Source organism: Roseateles saccharophilus, from assembly GCF_031458095.1.
In the GTDB taxonomy this organism is placed as follows: domain Bacteria; phylum Pseudomonadota; class Gammaproteobacteria; order Burkholderiales; family Burkholderiaceae_C; genus Pelomonas; species Pelomonas saccharophila_A.
On the sequence record NZ_JAVDXU010000004.1, the window covers coordinates 194,691 to 215,844 of the forward strand.

Consider the following 21,154-nt stretch of genomic DNA (forward strand, 5'->3'; position numbering starts at 1 on the left):
TGGTGGCCTACCCGCCCGGCGGCGTCAGCGACGACACGGCGCGAGCGCTGGCCCAGTTCATGGGCGCGCGCCTCAAGGTGCCCGTCGTCGTCGAGAACCGCGCCGGTGCCGGCGGGCTGACGGCGCTGGAAGGGCTGGCCCACGCGCCGCCCGACGGCCACACCCTGGCCTATTGCGCGATCTCGCCCCTGGTCTTCGCACCCGCCGCTTCGGCTTCCATGCCTTCAAGCCGGGGCAGCGATGCGCTGCTGCGCGACGTGGCACCGGTGGTCAGCGTCATGGACACGCCGGTGCTGGTGCTGGCGCATCCGTCCTTCAAGCCGGCCAGCTTTGCCGCCATGCTCGCCGCCGCCCACGCCGCGCCGGGCCGGCTGCGCTGGGCCACCTCAGGCCATGCCACGGTCGGCCATATGGTGCTGGCCCAGATCCGAGCCGCCGCCGGTGTCGACATCGTGCACATCCCCTACAAGGGCGGCGGCCAGCAGCTCACCGACGCGCTGGGCGGCCAGTTCGAACTGCTGTCGTCCAACGTCGCCGCCCAGCAGCTGCAGTATGTACAGCGAGGGCTGTTGAAGCCCCTGGCCATCGGGTCACCGAAACGGCTGCCGGTGCTGCCTGACGTGCCGACGCTGGCCGAGTTGGGCTTCCCGGAAGCCAACCTGGTCTCGACTTTTGGCCTGTTCGCGCCGCGCGGCGTGCCTGCGGAGCGGCTGCGACTCCTCAATGCTGTCGTCAACGAGGCCCTGCGCCAGCCCGACATCCGTGCCCGCATCCTCGACGTCAGCAATCTGCCAACGGGGGGTAGCACGGCGGCTTTCGTGACGCGCATCGCGAAGGAGCGTGAACGGGCACTCCGGGTCCCGGCGGACTGAATCGTTCAGCGCGGATCGTCAACCGCAGTCGCCGCCAGCAGGCCGGTCTGCTCGAAGCCGAACTGGTAGGACGCCACGGCGTCAGCCGCCCTGCCAGGCGGAGCGAAGAGCGCGACATTGACGGCATCGCCAACGCGCCAACCTATCCCTGCACGCCCGACAACGGCCAGCCACCACCGGTCGCCGATCAGGACAGGCAAGCGCTCTGCGGACGAGTTCGAGAACTGCATGCGCATGTCATTGCCACGGCTATCCTTGGCGCCGAAGGTCGGCAATGGCAGGTTGGAATCTCCCACCGCGCCAGGGTCACGCAGCGGTGGATTGAGGGCAGCCAGCACTTCCTGCGGCTGGCCTGAGGCCAGATCCGCATCAACCGCGCTGCCCGCCTGCGAGTCCGTCGCCAGCCGAAACGCCACGGCCTGACCCTGCGCGCAGACCGCCGCTTCCGGCGCGCAGAAGCGCTGCAGCGGCGTCAAGCGGGTGCGCAGACGCAGTTTCAAGCGGCAGGACGGTGCCCAGCCCCTCGCGGTCCAGCCCGCGATCCGGTACTCGCCCTCGGGAGAGCTGGCTGACGGCGCGTCCCCCATCACCAAAGCGGGCTGATTCATCACTCGAGCAAAGCGGGCCCAGCCGCCCATGCACAGGGCCATATTGGGCTGCAACGGTGACTCCAGCTCCTGCGTGGGCTGCCCCTCCCTCACCTCGGCCAGCACGTATTGCTGGCAGTGCGCCGTTCCGCTGACGAAGTCGATCAGATAGACCGGCGCGCCCTGCAGATGCTGAACACCGACCCGATCGGCCGACGGCGCCGAGACCTTGTCGCGCCATATGGGGTCGTTCGCCAGCGCTTTTGTGGCGGCGGACGCCCCGCCCCTTGAGGGACGCATGGGCTGGATCCAGCGTTTCAGCGGTTCACTCCCGTCCCAGGCGGCCGTCGGCAGCCGCCGCGCCTCATCGGCAAGCCGTGCGCACAATGAGGGTTCGGCGGCCTCGGTCGTCTGGCCTGCCAGAGCGCCAAGGCAGGTCACGGCAGCCCACAAGCTGTACCTCATCTGCTTCTCCCTGTCCTGCGACCGCGGGATGGGCCGCCGCGTAAACTGCCACTCATTCTGAAGCCCTCCGCCGGGGGGCTTTGCTTTTTGCCTGACGCCGATGACCCAGACCGCTGACTTCAGCGCTCACACGCCCATGATGGCCCAGTACCTGGGCCTGAAAGCCGACTTCCCGGACACGCTGCTGCTGTACCGGATGGGCGATTTCTACGAAGTCTTCTACGACGACGCGCGCAAGTGCAATGCGCTGCTGGACATCACGCTGACCCAGCGCGGCCAGAGCGCCGGCCAGCCCGTCGTCATGGCCGGCGTGCCGGTGCATGCGCTGGAAAGCTATCTCGCCAAGCTCATCAAGCTGGGCGAAGCCGTCGCGATCGCCGAGCAGGTCGGCGAAGTAGGTGCGGGCAAGGGGCCGGTGGAGCGCAAGGTGGTGCGCGTCGTCACGCCCGGCACCATCACCGACACCGAATTGCTGGCCGACAAGCAGGACGCCGTGCTGCTGTCGGTCTCCGGCCAAGGCCGCCGCCATGGCCTGGCCTGGCTGTCGCTGACCCAGGGCGAGATCGGCCTGGCCGAATGCAGCGACGTCGAGTTGCCGGCCTGGCTGGCGCGGCTGTCACCGGCCGAGGTGCTGGTCAATCGCGAACAGCAGCCCTCGGGCGTCATGAAGGCCCCCTTCCCGGTCACGAATCGCCCCAGCTGGCAGTTCGACGCCACCCTCGGCCAGCGCAAGCTCAGCGAGCAGCTCGGCGTGGCCAATCTGCAAGGCTTCAACGCCCATGAGCTGACGCTGGCCCACGCCGCCGGCAGCGCCCTGCTGGCCTTTGCCGAGCACACCCAGGGACGGGCCCTGGCCCATGTGCGCTCGCTGCGCGTGCAGCGCGCCAGCGACCTGCTGGACCTGCCGCCCGCCACCCAGCGCAATCTGGAGCTGGTGCAGACCCTGCGCGGCGAATCCAGCCCGACGCTGTTCTCGCTGCTCGACACCTGCAAGAGCGGCATGGGCAGCCGCATGCTGCGCCAGTGGCTGCTGCATCCCAAGCGCGAGCGCGCCGAGGCCATGGCCCGCCACGACGCCATCGCAGCCCTGCATGCCGAAGGCTTCGAGCCGCTGCGCGAAGCGCTGAAGTCGGTCAGCGACGTCGAACGCATCTCGGCCCGCATCGCCCTGCGCCAGGTGCGCCCGCGCGAGCTGACCGGCCTGCGCGCGACGCTGCAGGCCCTGCCGGCCCTGCGCGCGGCCACGCCTGCCGCGCTCCGCGACGCGACCCTGAACCCGCCGGCCGACATCCTCGAGCTGCTGGAACGCGCCATCGCGCTCGAGCCGGCGGTCCTGGCGCGCGACGGCGGCGTCATCGCCGATGGCTTCGACGCCGACTTGGACGAGTTGCGCGGCATCCAGCAGAACTGCGACGGCTTCCTGCTGGATCTGGAGACCCGCGAGCGCGCCCGCACCGGCATCGCCAATCTGCGCGTGCAGTTCAACCGCGTGCACGGCTTCTATATCGAGGTCACCCAGGGCCAGCTCGACAAGGTGCCGATGGACTACCAGCGCCGCCAGACGCTGAAGAACGCCGAGCGCTACATCACGCCCGAGCTCAAGGCCTTCGAGGACAAGGCCCTGTCCGCCAACGAGCGGGCGCTGGCCCGCGAGAAGCTGCTTTACGAACAGGTCATCGACGCCCTCATCGCCCGCCTGGAGCCGCTGACGGCCCTGGGCCGCACGCTGGCCGGCCTGGATGCGCTGGCGGCTCTCGCCGAGCGCGCCATCACGCTGAACTGGTGCCGACCGGAGTTCGTCGCCCAGCCCTGCCTGGAGATCGAGGCCGGCCGCCATCCCGTCGTGCAGGCCCGCCTGGCCGAGACCGGCGGCACCGAATTCATGCCCAATGACTGCCGGCTCGACGCCCGCACCCGCATGCTGGTCATCACCGGCCCGAACATGGGCGGCAAGAGCACCTTCATGCGTCAGGTCGCGCTGATTGCGCTGCTGGCCGCCGTCGGCAGCTACGTGCCCGCGACGAGCTGCCGTCTCGGACCCATGGACGCCATCCACACCCGCATCGGCGCGGCCGATGACCTGGCCAACGCCCAGTCCACCTTCATGCTGGAGATGACCGAGGGCGCGGCCATCCTGCATTCGGCCACCGACCAGTCGCTGGTGCTGATGGACGAGATCGGGCGCGGCACGTCGACCTTCGACGGCCTGGCCCTGGCCTCGGCCATCGCCAGCCATCTGCACGACAAGACGCGGGCCTTCACGCTGTTCGCGACCCACTATTTCGAGCTGACCGAATTCCCGGCCAAGCATTCGATGGCGCAGAACTGGCACGTCTCGGCCGTCGAGAGCGGCGAGGACATCGTCTTCCTGCACGAGCTGCAGGCCGGCCCGGCCAGCCGCAGCTACGGCGTGCAGGTGGCCAAGCTGGCCGGCATGCCCGCCAGCCTGGTGCGCCAGGCACGCGCGACGCTGGAAGCGCTGGAGGCACGCCAGAACGCCGCCGACGACCAGTTCGACCTCTTCGCCGCCCCGCCCGCGCCGCCACCGCTGCCCGAGCCGAGCGAGCTGCTGCAGGCCCTGGCCAAGGTCGACCCCGACGCCATGTCACCGCGCGACGCGCTGGAGGCGCTCTACCAGCTCAAGCGCCTGGCCAACGGCTGAACACGATGACCCGGCGCCGCGCCGCCCTGGCCCTGCTATCGGCTGTCGCCCTGCCCGCGGCGCGGGCCGTGGAGCCGCTGCGCATCACCATCCCGCAGCTGCCGCCCAGCGCCCAGGAGCACGCCAGCTACTTCCCACAGTTGTTGCGCCTGGCGCTGGAGAAGACGCGCGCCAGCGACGGCCCCTTCGAGATCCGGCAGTTCGACCAGGCCATGAGCGGCCCGCGCCAGTTCGCCGAGCTGAAGAACGACGGCGCCGTCAACCTGATCTGGGACGGGACCGACCCCAGGCGCGAGGCCGAGCTGCTGCCGGTGCGCATTTCGCTGCTGCGCGAACTCAACGACTACCGCGTCTTCCTGATCCGCAGAGGCACTCAGGCGCGCTTCCGCGCCGTGCGCAGCCTCGCCGATCTGCGCCTGTTCAACGCCGGTGCCGGCGATGGTTGGCCGTCGACCGCCGTGCTGCGCGCCAACGGCTTGCCGGTGGTCACGTCGGTCACCTATGAACAGCTGTTCACGATGCTGGACGCCAAGCGCTTCGACTACATGCCACGCGGCGTCTACGAGGTCTGGTACGAGCAGAGCCAGCACAGCAATCTGGCCATCGAAGAGAGTCTGTTCCTGCACTACCGCGTGCCCTTCTACTTCTTCACCAGCCGCCAGAACCCGGCCCTGGCCGATCGCATCGAGCGCGGCCTGCGCGCGGCCCTGGCGGACGGCAGCTTTGACAGCCTGTTCCGCAGCATCCCCAGCTTCAGGCGCAGCCTCGACGAAATCCACGCCGGTAAGCGCCGGGTGATCGAGCTGCAGCTGCCGCGCGAGTGAACGCTGTCGACGCGCGAGGCGCTGTATCAGCTCAAGAAGCTTGCTGCTCCGCAATAGCCGGCACGCAGACGCGCGCGAAGCTCTCGCTGGGAGTCGGCCAGTAGATTGCGCGGGAGACGATGCGGGCCGTGATGAAAAACGACCCCGCCGGAACCTTCAGCCGAATCTCGGTTGACGACTTCTCTCCAGCGGCCATCCTCAAGAGGCCATCCCGGCGACGCGGCATCAATCCAACCTTCCGGCTCATGGGCTTCTCGTCCCAAACGTCTGGCTTACGGTGAAAGAACAGCTCATCGCTCACGATTTCCGCCACCCATTGGGAGCCTCGCTCGATTGAAAGCTTGACGACCAGCGCTCTGGGATTGTCTTTTGACCGCTCAGCTGAAAGCACTACGGCGGTCGTCGCGAAAAACGTCCCGCCCAATATTTGGTAGATGAAGTAAGCGAATGCAATGAACGGCGCCGCGCCTTTGAAAAACAGATCGGTAGCTTTGCCCAGATCCTGCTCCTTTTGCTGCACGACACCAATCCAGAACGCGACGGCCATGGCGCCCCCTCCAATCCAGAGCGCGGTCCACAAGATGCGCCCCCAGGGCGGGGGCACTGGCCGCGGCTGCGGTGGAGGCTCCTCACCGTCCCGGGCCCCCACCACATAGCCGAGCCGTAGGTTGAACATCCAGGTACCCAATCGGAGGCCCGCTGCAAACCCGACGGTAACCAACAGCCCCACCTCGGCAGCCATTGGGAGATTCGAAACGACGCTCACGGCCTTTCTCCCTCCGCAACAAAGCTCGCAGGCTAGGCATATCGCGGCTGATCGTCATCGTCAGGTGTTGGGAGAAAGCCTGCTTTGCTCAGCGAAGATTCAGCCATGCACCCGCCCGTTCTTGTCTTCGCCCACGCCAACAGCTATCCCGCCGGCTGCTATCGCGTGCTGTTCGAGCGCTGGCGCGCCGCCGGCTGGCGCGTCGAGGCCCTGGACCGCTTCGGTCATGACCCGCGCTTCCCGGTCACCGGCGACTGGCGCAAGTTGCGCGACCAGCTGCTGAACTTCATCGACACCGAGGTCAGGCCCGAGGGCCAGGTGGCCCTGGTCGGCCATTCCCTGGGCGGCATGCTGAGCCTGATGGCGACCTGCCGCCGGCCCGAACTGGTCAGTCGCCTGGTGATGCTGGACTCGCCCGTCGTTTCCGGCATGAAGGCCGCCGCCGTGGCCATGGCCAAGACGACCGGGCTGATCCATCGCTACGGCCCGTCCAAGATCGCCCGCGAACGCCGCCATGTCTGGCCGGACCGTGGGGCCGTGCATGCGCACTTCGCGGCCAAGAAGCTCTTCGCCCGCTGGGATCCGCGCGTGCTGGCGGACTACATCGAGACCGGCTTCGAGGAGGCCGAGGACGGCCAGGTCCGGTTGCGCTTCACCCGCGAGGTCGAGGCCCATATCTACCGCACCCTGCCCCACCATCTGCCCCTGCTGCTGCGCCTGCGCCCGCCCCAATGCCCGGTGGCCTTCGTCGGCGGCACGCGCTCGGCTGAATTGCGTCAGGCGGGCGCGGCTGCGTCCAAGAAGCTGGCCGGCGAGAACTGGCGTTGGATGGAGGGCTCGCACCTTTTCCCCTTCGAGAGGCCCGAAGAGACCGCGGATTTGGTGCTGGACTTGCTGGGGCCATCCGGCCGCTGAAGCCGGGCGGCCGGCGGCCTCCCGTACAATCAGAATTTCCCACCTCAGCATGCTGTTCTGCGTGCTGCAAGACATGACCAAATACGTCTTCGTCACCGGCGGTGTGGTGTCCTCCTTGGGCAAGGGCATCGCGTCGGCCTCCCTGGCTGCCATCCTCGAATCGCGCGGCCTCAAAGTCACCCTCATCAAGCTGGACCCCTACATCAACGTCGACCCCGGCACGATGTCGCCTTTCCAGCACGGTGAAGTCTTCGTCACCGACGATGGCGCCGAAACCGACCTCGACCTCGGCCATTACGAGCGCTTCATCACGACGCGGATGAAGAAGGCCAACAACTTCACCACCGGCCAGATCTACAAGACGGTGCTGGAGAAGGAACGCCGCGGCGACTACCTCGGCAAGACGGTGCAGGTCATTCCGCACATCACCAACGAGATCCAGGAATACATCAAGCGCGGCGCCGAGGGCGTCGACGTGGCCATCGTCGAGATCGGCGGCACGGTGGGCGACATCGAGTCCCTGCCCTTCCTGGAAGCCGTGCGCCAGATGAGCCTGCGCGCCGGCCCGACCAACACGGCCTTCGTGCACCTGACCTATGTGCCCTGGATCGCCGCCGCCGGCGAGCTCAAGACCAAGCCGACCCAGCACACGGTGCAGAAGCTGCGCGAGATCGGCATCCAGCCCGACGCGCTGCTGTGCCGCGCCGACCGTCGCATCCCCGACGACGAGCGCGAGAAGATCTCGCTGTTCACTAACGTCGCCGAGTACGGCGTGATCTCGATGTGGGACGTGAACACCATCTACAAGGTGCCGCGCATGCTGCACGAGCAGGGCCTGGACCAGCTGATCTGCACCAAGCTCCAGCTCAACACCAAGAGCACCGACCTGAGGCGTTGGGACACCCTCGTCCATGAAGTCGAGAACCCCAAGGAAGAAGTCACCATCGCCATGTGCGGCAAGTACACGGACCTGTCGGACTCGTACAAGTCGCTCAACGAGGCCCTGCGCCATGCCGGCATCCACAACCACTCGGGCGTCAAGATCGAGTATGTGGACAGCGAGACGCTGACGCCCGAAACCATCGGGACGCTGGCCAAGTTCGATGCCATCCTGGTGCCCGGCGGCTTCGGCAAGCGCGGCGTCGAAGGCAAGATCCTGGCGGCGCAATATGCCCGCGAGCACAAGCTGCCCTACCTGGGCATCTGCCTGGGCATGCAGGTCGCGACCATCGAGTACGCCCGCCACATGGCCGGCCTCGAGAATGCCAACTCCACCGAGTTTGATCCCGAGACGCCCCACCCCGTCATCGCGCTGATCGACGAATGGCAGGACCGCGACGGCAGCATCCAGAAGCGCGACGCCAACTCCGACCTCGGCGGCACCATGCGCCTGGGCGCGCAGAGCTCCGACGTCAAGGACGGCACCCTGGCCCGCGACATCTACGGCCCCGTCGTCACCGAGCGCCACCGCCATCGCTACGAGGCCAACGAGCATTACCTGGACCGCCTGACCAAGGCCGGTCTGGTCATCTCGGCCATCACCCAACGCGAGAAGCTGACCGAGATGGTCGAGCTGCCGCGCGAGGTCCACCCCTGGTTCGTCGGCGTGCAGTTCCACCCCGAGTTCAAATCCACGCCCTGGGGCGGCCACCCGCTGTTCACGGCCTTCATCAAGGCCGCGCTGGACCATAAACACAAGCAATGAGCCCCTCGCCCAGTCTTGCGCCGGCTGCACGCCAGCAATCCTGGTCGGTCCCCCGAGGGGACGGCGATGCTTGCGGCTTCGAGCCGCAATCACATCGCCAGAGCGGGCCGGCTTGGCGAACTGGAGTCGGACACAAGCAGTCCCTGCGGACTGCTTGTGCCTACGGAAGGCCCAGGGCCTCTGGCCCAGGGCAGGCCCGGCGCTCGGCCCGCAACAGAAATGGATCACTGAAATGAAGCTCTGCGGATACGACGTCGGCATCGACAAGCCCTTTTTCCTGATCGCCGGCACCTGCTCGATCGAGAGCCTGCAGCTCTCACTCGACGTGGCCGGCCTGCTGAAGGAGGCCTGCACGACGCTCGGCATCCCGCTGATCTACAAGGGTTCCTTCGACAAGGCCAACCGCTCCTCCGGCACCACCAAGCGTGGCCTGGGCATGGAAGCCGGCCTGAAGATCCTCGACGAGGTGCGCCGCCAGACCGGCCTGCCGGTGCTGACCGACGTGCATGACAACTCGCAGGTGGCCGAAGTCGCCAGCGTCGTCGACGTGCTGCAGACGCCGGCCTTCCTGTGCCGCCAGACGGACTTCATCCGTGCGGTGGCGCAGTCGGGCAAGCCGGTCAACATCAAGAAGGGCCAGTTCCTCGCGCCCTGGGACATGAAGAATGTCATCGACAAGGCCCGCGCCGCCGCCGCGGAAAAGGGCCTGCCCGAGGACAGCTTCCTGGCCTGCGAACGCGGCGTCAGCTTCGGCTACAACAACCTGGTCGCCGACATGACCAGCCTGGCCGAGATGCGCAACACCGGCGCGCCGGTGGTCTTCGACGTCACCCACTCGGTGCAGAAGCCCGGTGGCCTCGGCGGCTCCAGCGGCGGTGCCCGCGAGATGGTGCCCGTGCTGGCCCGTGCCGGCGTCGGCGTCGGCGTGGCGGGCCTCTTCATGGAGACCCACCCCAACCCGGCCGAGGCCTTCAGCGACGGCCCCAATGCCGTGCCGCTCAAGCACATGAAGACGCTGTTGGAGCAACTGGTGGCGCTGGACCGCGTCGTCAAGAAGCAACCCCTTCTCGAGAACGACTTCAGCTGCTGAACACCATGGCCGCCTATATCCTCGCCAACGTCAAGGTCACCAACCCCACACAGTACGAGGACTACCGGCGCCTCTCGACGCTGGCCATGAAGGAGCATGGCGCCGAAGTGCTGGTGCGCGGCGGCAAGGTGACGGTGCTGGAAGGCGACTGGACGCCCGAGCGCGTCGTGCTGCTGAAGTTCCCCACTGCTGAAGCGGCGCAGGCCTTCTACGACTCGCCCGAGTACGGCGCGGCACGGCAAGCCCGCGAGGGCATTGCCGTCATGCGCATGGTGTTGATCGAAGGCGTCTGAGCCCCGTGGCCGCGCTCTCGCTGCTGCTGGGCGCGCTGATCGGCGGCCTTGCGCTTGAGAGTGCTGGCGGCGCCCTCATGGGCGCGGCCCTGGGATGGCTGTTCTCGCGCCAGCTCCAGCAGGCCAAGCGCATCGCCGACCTGGAACAAAGGCTGAAGACGGGCGCAGCGACGCCGCCCCCCCGGGTCGCCCCGCCCCAGGTAGCGCCCGAACCCGAGCCTGAGCCCGAGCCGACCATCCCGTTGCCGCTTCGCGAACTGCCGACGCCGGCGCCTGCGCTGGCAACACCCGCGCCCGCGCTTGCCACCACGGCGCTGCCGCCCGCCCCTCGCACCACTCCAGCCCCGACTGCCGCGCCCAGGCCCATCCGCATGCCGCCCATGCCCGCCTGGGCCCAGCGCATCGCGGCGGCCAACACCATCGTCAAGGTCGGGCTGGCCATGCTCTTCCTCGGCCTGGTCTTCCTGGCCCGCTTCGCCGCCGAACATGTCACCGTGCCGCTGGAAGTGCGCCTGGCCGGCATCGGTGCCACCGGCATCGTGCTGCTGGTGGTGGGCTGGCGGCTGCGCCTGCGCTCGCGCGCCTATGGCCTGCTGCTGCAGGGCGGCGGCGTGGCCGTCGTCTACCTGACGCTGTTCGCGGCCGTGAAGCTGGCCGGGCTGGAGCCCCTGGCCCTGGTCTTCGTGCTGATGCTGGCGGTTTCGCTGCTGGCCGCGCTGCTCGCCGTGCGCCAGGAGGCCCAGGCCCTGGCCGTCGTCGCCGCCCTGGGCGGCTACGCGACGCCGCTGCTGCTGGCCACCGGCAGCGGCGCCATCGCCATGCTGCTGGGCTATTACTTCGTGCTGGGCCTGGGCGTGGCCCTGGTGGCCTGGTTCAGGCATTGGCCGCGGCTCAACCTGATCGCCTTCGGCTTCACGGCCCTGGTCGCCAGTGCGTGGGCGGCACGGAGCTACACGGCGGCGGACTACCCGATGGCTCAGGGTTTCCTGATTGCCTTCTGGCTGCTGTTCACCATCGTGCAACTGCTGCCGGGCCGCCATGCCCAGGAGCCCGAACTGTGGCTGCAGTCCACGCTGCTGTTCGGCATGCCGGCCCTGGGTGCGGCCATGCAATACCTGCTGCTGCGACCCGACGCCATGGCCATCGCGCTGGCGGCGCTGCTGGCCGGAGCCGCCTATGTGGGCCTGGCGGCCTGGACCCGCAAACGCGCCGCGCATGCGCGCATCTTCGAGGCCTTGCTGGCCTTGGGCGCCGTCTTCGGCACGCTGGTCATTCCATTTGCGCTGAGCGCCGAAGCCACGGCCGGCGCGTGGGCACTGGAAGGCCTGGGCGCGGTCTGGCTGGGCCTGCGCCAGCGCCGCGACCGCGTGCTCGTCAGCGGCCTGGCCCTGATGGCCCTGGGCGGGCTGACACTGATGAAGTCGCTGTCCCAGGACGTCGGCGGTCCGCATGCCGCGACGCAGTTGTTGAACGCGCTGTTGATCGCTGCCGCCGGCCTCGGCGGTGCACGCCTGTTCGGCCTCGATGAACGCCGGCCCCAGCATGCGCTCGCTGCGTTTGCGCTGGTCGGCTGGGGTACGGCCTGGCTGGGCGTGGCCGCCGCCGTCGTGCTGACGCAATGGGTGCCCGATGAGCAGATCTGGGCCGTCGGCCTGGCCCTGCTGGCGGCGGCAAGCGCCCTGCTGCTGGGCCTGCAGACGCTGTGGCGCTGGCCCACCATCGCCTGGCCGACGGCGCTGCTGCTGCCGGCCTGGACGCTGCTGGGCGTCGCCGGCAGCCTGCTGCATGGCGCACCGCTGTCCGCGGGCGGCTGGTGGGCCCTGCCGCTGGCCTGGGCCGCCCAGGCCTGGGTGCTGCAACGCACGGCACCGCATTGGCCCGATCCCCTGCGCCACGCCACCCATGCCGGCAGCCTGCTGAGCCTGGCTCTGCTCGGCGCCCTGCAGGGCCGGCACTGGACGGCCGACCTCGGCAATATCGATGGCAATGGCGGCAGTGCCTGGGGCTGGCTGGGCTGGCTGGCGCTGCCCGCCCTGCTGCTGGCCGCGGTGCTCCGCCAGCAGCGGCATGCGCCTTTGCGCCAGGCCTGGCCGCTGCGCCTGGCGCCGCCGGCCTATGCCCAGACCGGCGCCGGCGTGCTGGCCCTGGCCCTGGCGGCCTGGGTGCTGATCGCCAACTGGGCCAGCCCGGGCCGGGCCGATCCCCTGCCCTATATCCCGCTGCTGAATCCGCTGGACCTGGGCCTGGCCGGCGCCCTGCTCGCCATCGCGGCCTGGCTGCGCAGCCCGGCGGCCACCGCCCTGGCTCTGCCGTCCCGCATCTGGGCCTTGCCCGCCGGCCTGTCCTTTCTGTGGCTGAACGGCATGCTGATCCGCAGCTTCCACCACTGGGGCGGCGTGCCCTATCACGTCGATGGCTGGCTGGCCTCACGCGGCGTGCAGACCGGCCTGGCCCTGCTGTGGAGCGCGCTGGCGCTGGTGCTGATGCTGTGGGGCACGCGCCGCCAGCAGCGCATGCCCTGGCTGGCCGGCGCCGTGCTGCTGGGCGCCGTCGTACTCAAGCTGATGCTGTTCGACCTGTCGGGCAGCGGCACGGTGCTGCGCATCGTCTCCTTCATCGGTGTGGGCGTGCTGATGCTGGTCATCGGCTATGTCGCTCCCCTGCCTGGTTCGGCCGGTTCTTCCAACGATGAGAAAAAGTCTGTTTGAGCTGATGCTGCTGCTGGCAGCCGCGTCGGCCACCGCCTCGCCCTACCGCGCGCCGGTGCAGATCACCCAGCCCGCGCCCTTCCTGACGCTGGACGCCACGGCCGAGGCCTGGCAGCACAGCCTGGGCAGCGACCTGCGCGACTGGCAGCTGCTCGACGCCCAGGGCCGCCGCGTGCCGTTTGCGCTGCTGCCTGACGGCCTGCTCGCCACACCCGAGCGCGAACTCAAGCTCTTCGCCCTGCCGCCCGCGCCGACGACGGCCGCATCGGCCCCACCCAACCGCCTGCCCGCCGGCTGGATGCTGGATCTGGGCGAACCCGCCCAATGGCCCGCCGAGCCGCGCCAAGTGCGCCTTCGCTGGCCCGCCGACTCCACCCCCTTCCAGGCCGGTTACCGGCTGGAGACCAGCGCCGACCTGCAGTCCTGGCAATGGCTGGGCACGGGCCAGCTGCTGGGCCTGCGCACGGCCGAAGGCGCGCCGCTGGCCCAGCCCCTGGTGAACCTGCCGGGCCGCCCACAGCGCTATCTGCGCCTGGTCTGGGACGAGGCCAGCAGCTCTGTGCAGCCCGAGGCCGCAACGCTGCTGGCTCAGCCCGCCGGCGCCGCACTCCAGCAGACGCCGCGCACCGCCGCCCTGCCCGCGCCCGATGCCGATGGCGGCTGGGTCATTTCCCTGGGCGGCCCGCAGCCGCTCCTGAGCCTGACGCTGGCCGGCAGCCAGGGCACCTGGGTCCTGCCCGTGCAGGTGCAGACGCGCGCCGGCGCCCAGGCGCCCTGGCAGACCGTCGCCCGTACCGTCTTCTATCGCGTGGATCGTGGGGCCGCACCGGCCGACATGGCGCCGGCCCTGCCACTGGGCATCGGTGCCAGCGAACTGCGCCTGCTGCCGCCGCGCGGCACCGCCCTGCCGCCCGCCGGCAGCCTGCGCCTGGACTGGACGGTGCGCGCCATCCGCGTCGTCTGGGCGGCCCAGGGCGAGCCTCCCTTCAGCCTCCAGGTCGGCGCCGCGACGCCCGAGAGCGGCCCGCGCCCGCTGGCCGACGTGGTGCCGGACTGGAATCGCGAGCAGTCGCGCCTGGGCCACTCCCAGCTCGGTGCCTTCTCGGCGCAGGCGGTCGCTGCCACCACGGAAGCTGCCGTGCCACCACGGCGCCTGCTGCTATGGGCCGTGCTGGGCGTGGGCGTCGCGCTGCTGGCGGCCGTCACCTGGCGGCTGTGGCGCCAGGGTCCCACGGACACGAGCACTTAAACTCCTGCCCCAACGCAGCGCCGCTTGTTGTGACACGGTAACGCCCGCTCGGCACACTTGCGCCCGCCCGAATTTTTCACTTCCTGGAGACATTGAATGAGCGCCATCGTTGACATCGTCGGCCGAGAGATCCTCGACAGCCGCGGCAATCCCACCGTCGAATGCGACGTGCTGCTGGAGTCCGGCGTCATGGGCCGCGCGGCCGTGCCCTCGGGCGCGTCCACCGGTTCGCGCGAAGCCATCGAGCTGCGCGACGGCGACAAGGCCCGCTACCTCGGCAAGGGCGTGCTGAAGGCCGTCGAGCACATCAACACCGAGATCTCCGAGGCCGTGCTGGGCCTGGACGCCTCCGAGCAGGCCTTCCTGGACAAGACCCTGATCGACCTGGACGGCACCGAGAACAAGAGCCGCCTGGGCGCCAATGCCATGCTGGCCGTCTCCATGGCCGTGGCCCGCGCCGCGGCCGAGGAATCCGGCCTGCCGCTGTACCGCTACTTCGGCGGCATGAACGGCAACCAGTTGCCCGTGCCGATGATGAACGTCATCAACGGCGGCGCCCACGCCAACAACAGCCTGGACCTGCAGGAGCTGATGATCATCCCCGTGGGCGCGCCGAGCTTCCGCGAAGCCCTGCGCTGGGGCGCCGAGGTCTTCCACGCGCTGAAGAAGATCCTGCACGACAAGGGCATCTCCACCGCCGTCGGCGACGAGGGCGGCTTCGCCCCCAGCGTCGAGAGCCATGAGGCCGCCATCCAGCTGATCCTGCAGGCCATCGACAAGGCCGGCTACCAGGCCGGCTCGCAGATCGCCATCGGCCTGGACTGCGCCGCCAGCGAGTTCTACAAGGACGGCAAGTACGTGCTCGAAGGCGAAGGCGGCATCCAGCTGACCTCGCAGGAGTGGACCGACATGCTGGCCACCTGGGTCGACAAATACCCCATCATCTCCATCGAAGACGGCATGGCCGAAGGCGACTGGGACGGCTGGAAGATCCTGACCGACCGCTTGGGGCAAAACGTGCAGATCGTCGGCGACGACCTCTTCGTCACCAACACCAAGATCCTGCAGCAGGGCATCGAGAAGGGCATCGCCAACTCCATCCTGATCAAGATCAACCAGATCGGCACGCTGACCGAGACCTTCGCCGCCATCGAGATGGCCAAGCGCGCCGGCTATACCGCCGTTGTATCGCACCGCTCCGGCGAGACCGAGGACAGCACCATCTCCGACATCGCCGTCGGCCTGAACGCCGGCCAGATCAAGACCGGCTCGCTGTCGCGCTCGGACCGCATGGCCAAGTACAACCAGCTGCTGCGCATCGAAGAGGACCTGGGCGATGTGGCCGTCTACCCCGGCCGTGCCGCTTTTTATAACCTCAAGTAAGCGTTGAAGGCGCTTGCCGCGGTCCTGGCCCTGTTCCTGGTGGCCATCCAAGCCCAGCTCTGGGTGGGCCGGGGCAGCATTCCGCACGTCGCTCAGCTCCGCGAGGAGCTGAGCCAGGCCCAGGCCGACAACGACAAGGCCCGGGCCCGCAACGCCCAACTGCAGGCCGAGCTGCGCGATCTGCGCGAAGGCCTGGAGATGGTCGAGGAGAAGGCCCGCTTCGAGCTGGGCATGATCAAGTCCGACGAAGTCTTCGTGCCGCTGGCGCCTGCCGCGGCCTCGGCCGTCAAACGCTGATGCTGGCCGCCGCCTGGGCGGCGCTGATCGCGCCCGCCTTCACCGCCTTCGGCAGCCCCATCTCCTGGCTGGAGCTGGTGGCCTTTGTGCTGGCCGTCTGGATGGTGGTCTGCAATATGCGCGTGCACCTGCTGGCCTGGCCGCTGGCCCTGATCAGCTCGCTGATGTACTTCGCGCTGTTCTGGGACGGCAAGCTCTACGGCGAAGCCTCGCTGCAACTCGTCTTCGCGGCGCTGGCGCTGTGGGGCTGGTGGCAGTGGCTGTTCGGCCGCACCCGCGAAGGCGAGGCACTGACCGTGCGCCGACTCGGCCGCCAGGGCCTATGGAGGCCCGTGTTGCTGACGCTGGCCGCCTGGCCCCTGCTCGGCTTCTTCCTCGCCAAGGCCACCGACAGCCCCCTGCCCTACTGGGACGCCTTCCCCACCGTGGCCAGCCTGCTCGGCCAGTGGCTGCTGGCGCGCAAATACGAGGAGAACTGGCCGACCTGGATCGTCGTCAACGCGGTCAGCGTCGTGCTGTTCGGCCTCAAGGGCTATTGGCTGACGGTCATCCTCTACGCCGGCTTCATCCCGATGAGCGTCATCGGCTGGCGGGCCTGGAGAAGCGCTTGAGCCGCCTGGTGGCGCTGGTGGGCGCCGAATGCACCGGCAAGTCCACGCTGGCCCCGGCCATGGCGCGGCATCTCGGCGCCGGCCTCGTCACCGAATACCTGCGTGAATGGTGCGCCGCCCACGGCCGCACACCGCAGCAGCACGAGCAGGCCCATATCGCCGCCGAGCAGGCCGCGCGCATCGAGGCCGCGGCTCGCGAGCATGAGCTGGTGATCTGCGACACCACGCCGCTGATCACCGCCCTGTGCAGCCAGCATTACTTCAATGACGACTCGCTGCTGGCCGACGCCCTCGCCTTCCAGCGCCGCTGCGATCTGACCCTGCTGTGTGCCCCCGACCTGCCGTGGGAGGCCGATGGCTTCCTGCGGGACGGGCCCGAGGTGCGGGCGCGCTTTGACGCCCGCCTGCGCGCGGCGCTGGCAAGCCATGGCCTGCCCTGGCTCGATATCCACGGCGAGGCGCAGGCCGAGCGGCTGGCGCTGGCCGTGCAAGCCGTGGACGCCTTGCCAGGCCGCTGAAACGCCTCACTGGGCGCGCAGCTGCGACAGCGCGTCGACGGAGCGATTGACGGCGCGGTCCAGCGTCGCCGCCAGCGGTGTGCCGGCATGGTCGGCCGAGATGGCCGACAGCTTGGCCGCGAAGCCCAGATGCAGTTCGGCGAGCCAGTTGGGATGGGGGTCGGGCTCCGGCACGGGCGGCCAGCCGACGGGGAACTTGATCTTGCGCGGCTGCGTCGGGCACCAGTCGTCCAAGTCCTGGTTCATGGTCTTCCAGGCCAAGCCCAACCTGTCGCTGACGAAGGCCATATGGGCAAACTCCTGCGCCAGCGCTGCACCGATGAACTCGGGCGGCCCCGGCGGCAGCGGCTGGGGGTTCAGCGCCACGGCGCTGACGCGATCCTGCAACGAGAAGCCCTGCGGCCCGCGCGGGATCACGTCGAAGATGGCCGGCAGGCGGCGGCCGATGAGGGCCAGCAAGCGTTGATCGGTGCTCATGTCTCACTCCAGTGACCGGCATGGAAAGGCGATGCCGGGACGCCCGACGGGGGCCTCGAACGGGGCGGCCGCTCCTAACAGGCTAGTCGCCTGGATCGCAAACACCATCGTATGGACGGGGGAAGCGCCGCTCGGCGGCCCGGGGTTCTAGGGGCTTGTATTTGCCGGATCGCGGCACAGTCGCCTTGAGCTATCGCCCCAGCAGCAGGTAGTCGAACAGCTGCGTGCCGCCTGCGCCGCCCAGGGGCACGAGGATGGCCTTGAGCAGAGGCTGGTCGAAGAAGGAGGCGAAGGCGCCATGCTGCTCGTTCTCGACCTGGACGATCAGTCGCTTGAAGGGCTCCACCAGGCCCGTCAGCGGCGCCCCGCTGCCGGCCATCCAGCGCAGGTCGGCCTGCATGGATTCCAGCGCCCGGCGGCGCGTGTTCTCCGCAGCCTGCTTGAGCAGGAAGGTCAGCCCGATCAGCACCGCGATATAGAAGCTCACGCCCACGGCGATGGCAGGCGTCAGCGCCCAGTTGTCGAACAGCCGGCTGCGCGCCACCACCAGCAGCGCCAGCACGACGAAGGGCCCGATCACCAGGCGCGCGATGGGCGCGCTGCGCCGTGCCACCACCTGCACGTCGATCCAGTCGTCCAGCAGGGTGTGCATCGCGAAGCCCGTGCCGTCCTTGCTGCGCTCTTCCGGCTTGGCGCAAAAGCGCTGCGACCACAAGGCCTTGTGCTCATCACCCAGCGCATTGGCGAACTGCGCAATGGTCTCGGGCGGGTAGAAGCTGCGGCCGGCATTCAGATGGCGCACAAAGCGCGTCAGCAGCACCGTCGCATCGGCCACCGCCACGATGAGCAGGGGCAGCAGCAGCATGGCCGCATACAGCGTCACGCGCACCAGGCTGCGGTGCTCGCGCCCGCGCGCCGGCACCTCGGGGATCTTGCCGTCGTTGATGCCGAAGAACAGCAGCAGCATGACGGCCAGCGTCAGCACATACCAGAACAGCGTACGGATGAGGCGCGGCGTGGCCTCGCCGCGCTCGCCGTACTCCACCCAGAGCTGTTTGAAATCGCAGCTGAAGCCCACGCCCGGCTTCCAGAACATCACGCTGGCATTGACGAACCAGCCGCCCAGCAACTCGCGCAGCGTGTGCCGCGTGGGCCGCGGCAGCTTCAGCCAGTCGGAGTCCAGGCGCAACTGCTCTTGCGTGGCGGCCCAGGCCCAGTCCAGCGTCCACAGCAGCGTGAACAGCGCCAGCAGGTGGATGAGATGGGACGGCCAGGCGCTCACGCCTTCGAGCCAGGCCGTGGGCTCGCAGTTCAGGCAGGGAGACTTGCCCGGCAACCAGCCGCCATGCGGCCAGGCCAGCCACATCCACGCACCGGCGATGCCCAGCAGCAGCGCGGCCAGCACGGCCACCAGCCGCCGCTGCTCGCCGGCCTTCCAGGCCGTGAGCCCCAGCAGCAGGGCGCCGCCAGCCGCCAATGCAGCCAGCAGGCGCGCGTGGCTGAAATTCATGCGCCCCGGCAGCACGAACTCGATGAGGCTGGCCATCGAGTAGGACAGCAGCACCGCATGCAGCGTGACCAGGGCGACGGCCGTCAGGTCCATCGTGCGCGGCATGCCTGCGCGGGAGCCGATCAGCACGCGGCGCGCCTGGCGCATGGACGGCGTTGAGGGCCAGGCAAACAGCATGCAACCGATCAACGCCGCCATCAGCAGCGCGACGAAGATGCGCCCCGGTGCCGTCTGGTGCGGCCGCTGCAGCAGGGCATAGCCGGCCAGCGGCACGCTCTCGGAGCGGCCGATCTCGTAGACCGAGGTGTTCTTCAGCACCACGTCCAGGGCCCTGGCCTCGCCGGCCTTGCAGGCCTCGCTGCGGCAACCGGCGCGGCGGGCGGCGGCGTAGGTGCTGACCTGGTAGATATCGCGCAGCGGCGGCGTGCCGGCCTGCAGGTCGACTTCGCCCTGGCCCGCCGGGTAGAAGGCCAGCGGCAGGCTGCTGGCGACGACGAGGTTGCGCGTGAAGGCCTGGGTGCGCGGATGCAGATAGCGCGCATCCATGTCCGTCGTGAAGAACATGCGGTCCGAGAAGGTCTCGTGCAGGGCCTGCAGCACCAGCAGCTTGTCGTGCACATCATTGGCAAAGATGCCGATGGCGCCGATGGGCAGGCTGTCGTCCACGGCCTCGCTGCGCTTGAGTTCGCCGCTCAGGCGGCGCAGATAGTCCAGCTGGTCGCGGCTCTCGGGCCATTCCAGCGGCGCCGCCTTGGCCGCGGCCGTGGCCAGCGCCGCCGCGGCGCTCGCTTCCTTGGTGGTGACGCCGTCGATGCCGCGGAAGAAGTAGATGACCCTCAGGCTCTCCTGCAGGGCCGGCGGCAGGCAGTCGCGCAACTGCTCCACCAGGGCCTGGGCGTAGATGGAGTCGCGCTCGGCCACGACGACGATGCGGCGGTGCTTCTGCGGCAGGCGCAGCCGCACCTCCTTGACCAGGTTCTCGATCAGGTCGGCGTCGCTGCCCACGGTTCTCACCATGTGCACGGGCGGCGGCTTGCCATGGGTGCCGGTCAGGCGGCTGAAGTGCTGGGTCAGGAAGGCATCCAGGCCGTCGTCCACGCCGGTCACGTCGCGGGCGTACTGCTGCAGCTCCGGCAGCATGCGCTCGGGGGCCGTGGACGAGGGGTTGTAGAACTCGGCCCGGGCCAGCAGGCGGTAGCCATCGAGCACGTCGGTGGGCAAGACCTGCTTGGCGTCGATGTCTTCGCCGCGCCGCGCACAGCGGGCGGCATCGCTGCGCCCCACGCCGCCGCCGGCGATGCCCGCGGCGTTGTTGAGGTCGGCCGCACAGCGCAGGTCGCGCAAGGCGGTGCGCAGCGCATCGGTGGACGAAGGGCCGATGACGGCCAGGCGGGGCAGCGCATCCTGGTGGTCGTCGGCAAAGCGCACCTGGGCGCGGGCCCGCGCCGTCTTGCCCATCAGCTGCTCGGTCAGGCGGGCCACCGCGTCCAGCTTGCGCAGAGGCAGCGCGGTCTCGTCCACCCACAGCAGGGCCACCTGGGCGTAGCGCGAAGGCGGCTGGTCGCTGTTCTCGCGCCGCAGCGACAGCAGCTCATAGGGCACCATGTAACCGGCGCTGGCGCTGACCTCCTTCATGCCGGCCTTGGCTTCGGGGTTGGCGTCCAGCAGCTTGAACTCCAGCAGGCTGAGCCGCTCGGCGTTGTCGGGCACATAGTCCTGGGCCAGCAGGCCGGCCAGCGTCGCGTAGCGGATGCGCCGGCGAGCCTCCTCGGCACCGACGAAATCGGCCCCCGGCATCAGCGCCAGCACGATGAGGGTGTCGTCGATGCGCTTGTTCTGGTCGCCGTCCAGGCGCGACAGCAGGTTGCGCGGATCGCGCAGCTTGGGCATCACATTGCCGCAGTCGGCGTCCACCGGCTGCGAGGCCTTGCGCTGGCGCTCGCAACGCTCGGAGCGTTCCACCTCGTAGCGGCGCAGGGCCGCGAACGGATCCTCCCAGAGCCGGGCGTTGATTTCCAGGTCAGGGTCCAGCGGCGCCTGGGCGCGCGCCTTCTCGGCCGGGCGCAGTGCGTCGAAGGCATGCGGCACCAGCTGCGTGCTGGCGATGAAGGCCATCAGCACCGCCACGCTGGCCCACGGGAAACTGCCCAGCACGCCGCCCTTGGAATCCGCCATCAACGCCTCCCGGCCCTTGCAGGAGCGGGCCAGGGAGCGAAAGTCTC

Annotated in this window: 17 protein-coding genes; 13 read left to right on the forward strand and 4 right to left on the reverse strand. The window is 69.2% G+C overall.

Annotated features, from left to right (window positions below; translation table 11 throughout):
- The first annotated feature begins 2 nt into the window (after window positions 1-2).
- Window positions 3-872 (forward strand): Bug family tripartite tricarboxylate transporter substrate binding protein, encoded by an 870-nt coding sequence (locus J2X20_RS23620; RefSeq protein WP_310270513.1) that lies wholly within the window; start codon window positions 3-5, stop codon window positions 870-872.
- Window positions 873-877: 5 nt separating this feature from the next.
- On the opposite strand, the gene J2X20_RS23625 is transcribed toward J2X20_RS23620, so the two are convergent.
- Window positions 878-1,924: a hypothetical protein gene (locus J2X20_RS23625; RefSeq protein ID WP_310270516.1), complete on the reverse strand. Its 1,047-nt coding sequence runs from the start codon at window positions 1,922-1,924 to the stop codon at window positions 878-880.
- A 100-nt stretch (window positions 1,925-2,024) separates the two neighbouring features.
- On the opposite strand from J2X20_RS23625, the gene mutS reads away from it, so the two are divergent.
- Window positions 2,025-4,586 carry a DNA mismatch repair protein MutS gene (mutS, locus tag J2X20_RS23630; protein ID WP_310270519.1) on the forward strand — a complete coding sequence of 854 codons (2,562 nt, stop codon included), beginning with the start codon at window positions 2,025-2,027 and terminating at the stop codon, window positions 4,584-4,586.
- 5 nt (window positions 4,587-4,591) lie between these two features.
- Window positions 4,592-5,410, forward strand: coding sequence for a substrate-binding periplasmic protein (locus J2X20_RS23635; RefSeq protein WP_310270522.1), 819 nt, complete (start codon window positions 4,592-4,594; stop codon window positions 5,408-5,410).
- Window positions 5,411-5,441: 31 nt separating this feature from the next.
- Here the strand turns inward: J2X20_RS23635 and J2X20_RS23640 are convergent, their stop codons facing one another.
- Entirely contained in the window at window positions 5,442-5,957 is a 516-nt protein-coding gene (locus tag J2X20_RS23640; protein WP_310270525.1) for a hypothetical protein, read from the reverse strand.
- A 324-nt stretch (window positions 5,958-6,281) separates the two neighbouring features.
- Here J2X20_RS23640 and J2X20_RS23645 point away from each other — a divergent pair, with 324 nt between their 5' ends.
- From J2X20_RS23645 to J2X20_RS23690, 10 genes are all read left to right on the forward strand, one after another.
- On the forward strand, window positions 6,282-7,091 hold the full coding sequence (locus J2X20_RS23645; RefSeq protein WP_310270527.1) for an alpha/beta fold hydrolase: 810 nt from the start codon (window positions 6,282-6,284) through the stop codon (window positions 7,089-7,091).
- A 73-nt stretch (window positions 7,092-7,164) separates the two neighbouring features.
- Window positions 7,165-8,796, forward strand: coding sequence for a CTP synthase (locus tag J2X20_RS23650; protein ID WP_310271512.1), 1,632 nt, complete (start codon window positions 7,165-7,167; stop codon window positions 8,794-8,796).
- Between the two features lie 232 nt (window positions 8,797-9,028).
- Entirely contained in the window at window positions 9,029-9,886 is an 858-nt protein-coding gene (gene kdsA / locus J2X20_RS23655; RefSeq protein WP_310270529.1) for a 3-deoxy-8-phosphooctulonate synthase, read from the forward strand.
- Between the two features lie 5 nt (window positions 9,887-9,891).
- Entirely contained in the window at window positions 9,892-10,179 is a 288-nt protein-coding gene (locus J2X20_RS23660; RefSeq protein ID WP_310270532.1) for a DUF1330 domain-containing protein, read from the forward strand.
- Window positions 10,180-10,184: 5 nt separating this feature from the next.
- A complete protein-coding gene (locus J2X20_RS23665) occupies window positions 10,185-12,887 on the forward strand; it encodes a DUF2339 domain-containing protein (RefSeq protein WP_310270535.1) in 2,703 nt (900 codons plus the stop codon).
- Complete coding sequence (locus J2X20_RS23670; RefSeq protein WP_310270538.1) at window positions 12,868-14,136, forward strand: DUF3999 family protein; 1,269 nt, start codon at window positions 12,868-12,870, stop codon at window positions 14,134-14,136. Before J2X20_RS23665 ends, J2X20_RS23670 begins: the two co-directional genes overlap by 20 nt.
- A gap of 96 nt (window positions 14,137-14,232) precedes the next feature.
- Window positions 14,233-15,519 carry a phosphopyruvate hydratase gene (eno, locus tag J2X20_RS23675; protein ID WP_310270541.1) on the forward strand — a complete coding sequence of 429 codons (1,287 nt, stop codon included), beginning with the start codon at window positions 14,233-14,235 and terminating at the stop codon, window positions 15,517-15,519.
- 3 nt (window positions 15,520-15,522) lie between these two features.
- Complete coding sequence (locus J2X20_RS23680) at window positions 15,523-15,816, forward strand: septum formation initiator family protein (protein WP_310270544.1); 294 nt, start codon at window positions 15,523-15,525, stop codon at window positions 15,814-15,816.
- Window positions 15,816-16,427: a nicotinamide riboside transporter PnuC gene (gene pnuC / locus J2X20_RS23685; RefSeq protein WP_310270548.1), complete on the forward strand. Its 612-nt coding sequence runs from the start codon at window positions 15,816-15,818 to the stop codon at window positions 16,425-16,427. The genes J2X20_RS23680 and pnuC overlap by 1 nt, the downstream gene beginning before the upstream one ends.
- Window positions 16,424-16,945 (forward strand): AAA family ATPase, encoded by a 522-nt coding sequence (locus J2X20_RS23690; protein WP_310270551.1) that lies wholly within the window; start codon window positions 16,424-16,426, stop codon window positions 16,943-16,945. Before pnuC ends, J2X20_RS23690 begins: the two co-directional genes overlap by 4 nt.
- 6 nt (window positions 16,946-16,951) lie before the next feature.
- On the opposite strand, the gene J2X20_RS23695 is transcribed toward J2X20_RS23690, so the two are convergent.
- On the reverse strand, window positions 16,952-17,422 hold the full coding sequence (locus J2X20_RS23695) for a hypothetical protein (RefSeq protein ID WP_310270554.1): 471 nt from the start codon (window positions 17,420-17,422) through the stop codon (window positions 16,952-16,954).
- A gap of 190 nt (window positions 17,423-17,612) precedes the next feature.
- On the reverse strand, window positions 17,613-21,107 hold the full coding sequence (locus J2X20_RS23700; protein WP_310270556.1) for a hypothetical protein: 3,495 nt from the start codon (window positions 21,105-21,107) through the stop codon (window positions 17,613-17,615).
- Window positions 21,108-21,154: the final 47 nt, after the last annotated feature.

Excerpts from the sequence above, each read along its gene's own strand:
- J2X20_RS23625 (WP_310270516.1), bottom strand. The coding sequence starts at position 1,924 with ATGAGGTACAGCTTGTGGGCTGCCGTGACCTGCCTTGGCGCTCTGGCA.
- mutS (WP_310270519.1), top strand. The coding sequence starts at position 2,025 with ATGACCCAGACCGCTGACTTCAGCGCTCACACGCCCATGATGGCCCAG.
- J2X20_RS23635 (WP_310270522.1), top strand. The coding sequence starts at position 4,592 with ATGACCCGGCGCCGCGCCGCCCTGGCCCTGCTATCGGCTGTCGCCCTG.
- J2X20_RS23640 (WP_310270525.1), bottom strand. The coding sequence starts at position 5,957 with ATGGCCGTCGCGTTCTGGATTGGTGTCGTGCAGCAAAAGGAGCAGGAT.
- J2X20_RS23645 (WP_310270527.1), top strand. The coding sequence starts at position 6,282 with ATGCACCCGCCCGTTCTTGTCTTCGCCCACGCCAACAGCTATCCCGCC.
- J2X20_RS23650 (WP_310271512.1), top strand. The coding sequence starts at position 7,165 with ATGACCAAATACGTCTTCGTCACCGGCGGTGTGGTGTCCTCCTTGGGC.
- kdsA (WP_310270529.1), top strand. The coding sequence starts at position 9,029 with ATGAAGCTCTGCGGATACGACGTCGGCATCGACAAGCCCTTTTTCCTG.
- J2X20_RS23660 (WP_310270532.1), top strand. The coding sequence starts at position 9,892 with ATGGCCGCCTATATCCTCGCCAACGTCAAGGTCACCAACCCCACACAG.
- J2X20_RS23670 (WP_310270538.1), top strand. The coding sequence starts at position 12,868 with ATGAGAAAAAGTCTGTTTGAGCTGATGCTGCTGCTGGCAGCCGCGTCG.
- eno (WP_310270541.1), top strand. The coding sequence starts at position 14,233 with ATGAGCGCCATCGTTGACATCGTCGGCCGAGAGATCCTCGACAGCCGC.
- pnuC (WP_310270548.1), top strand. The coding sequence starts at position 15,816 with ATGCTGGCCGCCGCCTGGGCGGCGCTGATCGCGCCCGCCTTCACCGCC.
- J2X20_RS23695 (WP_310270554.1), bottom strand. The coding sequence starts at position 17,422 with ATGAGCACCGATCAACGCTTGCTGGCCCTCATCGGCCGCCGCCTGCCG.
- J2X20_RS23700 (WP_310270556.1), bottom strand. The coding sequence starts at position 21,107 with ATGGCGGATTCCAAGGGCGGCGTGCTGGGCAGTTTCCCGTGGGCCAGC.